The sequence below is a fragment of the Corynebacterium mendelii genome, assembly GCF_017307055.1.
Lineage (GTDB): Bacteria > Actinomycetota > Actinomycetes > Mycobacteriales > Mycobacteriaceae > Corynebacterium > Corynebacterium mendelii.
Genome location: NZ_JAFLEQ010000016.1, coordinates 1 through 4,741 on the forward strand (window position 1 = coordinate 1; position 4,741 = coordinate 4,741).

Genomic DNA, 4,741 nt, shown 5'->3' on the forward strand with positions numbered 1-4,741 from the left:
TGGGAGAGTAAGACACCGCCGACACCAAACATCACACAAGCACCCTGGACAACCCCGACAACGGGACGCCCAGGGTGCTTGTTCCTATTTCCGGCAACAAACACTGGCCTGTGTCAGTCGCGCCATTCGTGTGGGTTTCCCCACCACGAACCAACCACAACCCATGTCCGCGACGCGTTTACGCGATAAGATTTGTTGTGTGGACACTACATCACGCGGAAAGCAAATTCTGCACGCCGATCATTTCCTCGGCGACTGCTCCGGGACTGTTCCGGTTATTTTGCATAGAGCCGCAGGTGAAACCCTATGCGATGTCGGCTGCGGAACCGGGGAATTACTGCGGGCGGCAACCCGTATGGGCTTTAGGGCCACCGGCGTCGACGCTGATCCGCGGATGGTTGACGCCGCCGGTCTTGGCACCCCCTCGGGGGTGGAAGTTCACAGGGCTGCACTTCCCGATATTTCCGGTCTTGGGACTTTCCAGACGGTGATCGCCAACTTTGTTCTCGATGAGGTGGAGCAGCCGGCCGCGTCAGCCGCAGCGTTGGAAGAGTTGACCGCCGACGGCGGGACAGTGATTGCCACCTGCTGGCCCGAGACGCTGCCACCGCACCGGCAGTCGGTTGTGGACGCACTTGACGCGGTCAGCGGAACCGACGGCGTCCCCGGGTGTTGTGTGCGCGAGCGTTTCGCCCATACCCCGGAGGGCCTGTCGGAGCTGCTTCTTGGTGACACCGGCCTAGTTGTGACCGAGGCAACGATCGTCGACTGGACCTGGCGCACCGACAGGAAGAACTATCTGTCTTCTGCCGCCGTGTGGTTCGACAAGGCTTTCGCCCGGCTGGATAAAGACACCCGCACGTCGGTGCGGGAGGCTGTCACCGACAAGGTTGTGCGTTACCGGCTGGGGGAAACCCAGCTCTACCGCTTCCCCTGCCAGGCGGTGGTCGTTGTGGCGCACAAGAGCTAAAAATCCACGCCATCGCGGTGCTGCTGTTGCCCGGCCGGTGACAACCGGGTGACCGGGACAGATGACCTGTGGGGCGCCAGTAGCGGGGCCGGCACAAAAAATCTCCCCGCACACCGGGTGTGCGGGGAGATTCCGGCTGGCAGGCGAAGATACCGTCAGCGTTTGCCGTCCACGATCAGCAGTTTGGTTTTGGTATTTTTCACTTCGTCGAACTTCGGCTGCAGCTGCTTGAGTTTGCGCCAGCGTCCTTCCGGAACGGCGTGGCTGGCTTTCTGGATCACCGACTTGTCCGGGGTGCCCCAGGCAATGGGAAGAAGCGTCATTTCGGCCCAGTGGTCACGGTTTTTCAGTACCGCCCGGCGGCCGGGAACCGCGGTGACCGGAACCCGTTCACCGACTGTTTTTTTGTGGCCGGGAAGCGCGGTGACCGCCCGCAGCGCCAGGCCGCGGCGTTCGCCGTTTCCGGGGTCGGTGGCGGCATCGACCAGGGCCATGATCCAGATGGTCTCGTCGTCGATGTCGGCGATGACCGCCGGTGCCAGGGGGTAGGTGTCATAGACCGTTTGCGGGGTGCCGACTTTTTTCGGCAGGACCGCCGCAATCGCGATGAACACGAGTCCGACCATGCCGAATGCAACCAGCGCATAGATTCCGCCGGGTTTGAATCCCTCGCTCCAGGCGAAGTACAGGCCGACGGCGATGATCATCAGACCGAGTCCGGCGGATGCCATCTGCAGCTGCTTCGGGTCCCGGTAGTACTCGTCGTAGGTGCGGTTGTGTTTGTCGTCGACGGTGAAGTGGAAGTTTTTCTGCGTCTGGTTGGCCATGGGTATCTCAACTCATCGTCTTATCGGTGGGTGTTCGTCTCGGGTGTCAGTCTATCCACCCGTGGCATCCCGGGGCGGATCCGGCTCGTCGGCGGCAGGGTCGAGATCAGCCAGGTCGATAATGGAATAGGCGTAGCCCTGCTCGGCGAGGAAACGCTGCCGGTGGGCGGCGTAGCGGGCATCGACACTGTCGCGGGTGACGATGGTGTAGAAGTGCGCGGTGTTGTCGCCGTGGCCTTTCGGCCGCAGCAGCCGGCCCAGCCGCTGGGCTTCTTCCTGCCGGGAGCCGAAAGTACCCGAAATTTGGATCGCCACCGCGGCGTCGGGAAGATCGATGGAGAAGTTGGCGACCTTGCTGACCACCAGGCAGGTTGTTTCCCCGTCACGGAAGGACTGGAAGAGTTTTTCCCGTTTCGCCGTCGACATGGAGCCGTCAATGACCGGCACATCCAACTCGTCGGCGATTTCCCTGAGCTGATCGACATAGGCGCCGATGATCAGCGTGGGGGTGCCGCGGTGGCGGGCCAGAAGGCGGCGGACCGCTTCCGTTTTGGCCCGCGCGCCGGTGGCTAGACGGTATCTGTCCCGGGCCTCGGCCTCGGCGTAGACAAGCTGTTCGCCGCGGTCGAAATCGACCCGCACCTCAGTGCAGACGGCACTGGCGATGTACCCGCGGTTTTCAATGTCTTTCCACGGGGCGTCGAAACGTTTCGGCCCGATTAAGGTGAACACGTCATCTTCCCGGCCGTCTTCCCGGATCAGGGTGGCGGTCAATCCCAGCCGTCGCCGGGACTGCAGATCAGAGGCCATGCGGAAGACGGGGGCGGGAAGCAGATGCACCTCGTCGTAGATGATCAGACCCCAGTCGCGGGAATCGAACAGGGCCAGGTTTTTGAATTCCTGCTTCGTCCGGCGGGTCAGCACCTGGTAGGTGGCGATGGTGATGGGCCGGATTTCTTTTTTCTCCCCGGAGTATTCGCCGATCTCGTCGGGGGTGAGGCTGGTTTTTTTGATCAGCTCGTCGCGCCACTGCCGCCCGGCGACGGTGGTGGTCACCAAAATCAGGGTGGTGGCTTTGGCTTTCGCCATCGCGGCCGCCCCGACCATGGTTTTGCCCGCACCGCAGGGAAGAACCACCACCCCGGAGCCGCCGGCCCAAAACGAGTCGGCGGCCTGCTGCTGGTAGTCGCGCAACGCCCAGGGGAAGGTTTCGAAATCCAGCTCGATCGGATGGGCTTCACCGTCAACGTAGCCTGCCACGTCTTCGGCGGGCCAGCCGATTTTGATCAGTTCCTGTTTCAGCCGTCCCCGCTCGGAGGGGTGGACCTCCACGGTGCTGGCGTCGATGCGCTGGCGAAGCATCGGCGCGATTTTCCGGTAGCGGGAAATCTCGGTGATCACCGCTTCCTCCCGGGAGCACAGCACCAGCCCGTGGGCGGGATGGGATTCCAGGCTCACCCGCCCGTAGCGGCCCATGGTTTCGGCCAAGTTGGTCAAAAGCGCATCCGGGACGGGGAAACGGCTGAAGGTTTCCAGGCAGTCCACCGCCTGCTCGGCGTCGTAGCCCGCTGACCGGGCGTTCCACAGCGCCAGATTGGTGATGCGGTAGGTGTGCATGTATTCCGGGGCGCGTTCCAGTTCCGCGAACGGGGCCAGCGCCAGGCGGGCCTGGTCGGCCTGCTCGTGGGAGGTATCCAGCAGCACCGTCATATCGGATTGCACAATCAAGGGTCCGTCGCCGTAAGCCACGTTGAAAAACCGTCACCTTCGCTAGTGGTCAATGAAAAACCGGGTTGTGGGGCACAATCCGGGGGAGGGAAAACAAACCGCAGCCACCGCCCGCGGCGCACGCGGGCGGTGGTGCCCGCCGGAAAAAACAACAAAAACAGCCGCCACTGCCGCCGACGTGCCCGGATCCGCGGGCCGGTCAGCCCGCGGGTGGAGTAAAACACCAACGATATATCCCGGGCCGCCATTATTGCACCCTGCTGCAGCCGGTCTTCGGGCCGGAGCGGGCCGCGAGCAGGGTGTCCGGGTTGATTTTTGTGGGACCCGCCTAGTCGGTGTAGCGGGTGATGGAACAGATCCGGTAGAGCAGATAGCTGACCGCGGTGCCGTCGGCGGTGGTGCCGGTCACCGCCCCGGCGGCGACTTTTTCCGGCACCAGTTCCGCCCGGGAGGTTATTCCCCGGCGGTCGACGAATTCCAGGGCGACCCGCTGTTTTTTGTGCACCGCCCGGGTCAGCTCAGCGACAATCAGGGTGGCCCCGGTGATTTCTTCGCCGGTGGATTGCGCCCGGTCCATGGTGTCGGTGATCTGCAGGTCAAATGCGCTGCGCATACCGGAGTGCGTGCTGTCGGCCGGATGGCTGGCGCCGTCGCGGCGCTGCCGCAGCCGGAGGGCATCCACCCACCCTGCGGCGGTAGCCGGATCCAGGATCGCCTCCCCGTCGGGGAAGCGGCGGGTCACCGGCCGGTGGGTGGTGGGACGGTGGATGGTCAACCGCTCCGCGGCGTGGTGGGCGGGCCCTGCCGCGGCCGGGCCTGCGGCGGCGGCCCGTGCCAGCGCGTCGGTGACCGCCACCGTGACGGTGTCGGGCAGCGGGCCGGCCGACAGTTCAGCCAGCCGGTCGAGCAGATCCTCACCGGCGTGCCCGGCGGCCAGCGCATGGTCGATGCTGGTTTCTGATATCCGCCACACGCAGGCCACCCCCGGCTGCTCCAGGGTGGCGATGGCGCTGATCAGACCGGCGGCGCGAGCCGGTAACGGCCCGGGGGCGATGATGGTGCGGTCATTTTGGATGATCACCTGCTCAACCGGCGGCGGGCACAGCGCCTCGGCGGCGCGGTACAGCCCGTCGTCGCCGTCGGTCACCCATGCCCGCGCCAGGCTGGAGGGGCGGCCGTTGTCGGCCAGCCCCAGGGTGCCGGCCCGGTCCAGCAC

Annotated in this window: 4 protein-coding genes; 1 reads left to right on the forward strand and 3 read right to left on the reverse strand. The window is 64.7% G+C overall.

Annotated features, from left to right (window positions below):
• Positions 1 to 199 precede the first annotated feature (199 nt).
• The gene (locus JZY06_RS08500) at positions 200 to 970 is read left to right on the forward strand and encodes a class I SAM-dependent methyltransferase (protein ID WP_207279133.1); all 771 of its coding nucleotides are present in this window, start codon (positions 200 to 202) and stop codon (positions 968 to 970) included.
• Positions 971 to 1,125: 155 nt separating this feature from the next.
• On the opposite strand, the gene JZY06_RS08505 is transcribed toward JZY06_RS08500, so the two are convergent.
• From JZY06_RS08505 to JZY06_RS08515, 3 genes are all read right to left on the reverse strand, one after another.
• Positions 1,126 to 1,797, reverse strand: a complete 672-nt coding sequence (locus JZY06_RS08505) for a DUF3239 domain-containing protein (protein ID WP_207279134.1) — start codon at positions 1,795 to 1,797, stop codon at positions 1,126 to 1,128.
• A 51-nt stretch (positions 1,798 to 1,848) separates the two neighbouring features.
• Entirely contained in the window at positions 1,849 to 3,546 is a 1,698-nt protein-coding gene (locus tag JZY06_RS08510; protein ID WP_207279135.1) for a DNA repair helicase XPB, read from the reverse strand.
• Between the two features lie 307 nt (positions 3,547 to 3,853).
• A partial coding sequence (locus JZY06_RS08515; RefSeq protein ID WP_207279136.1) for a helicase-associated domain-containing protein occupies positions 3,854 to 4,741 on the reverse strand: 888 nt, incomplete at its 5' end.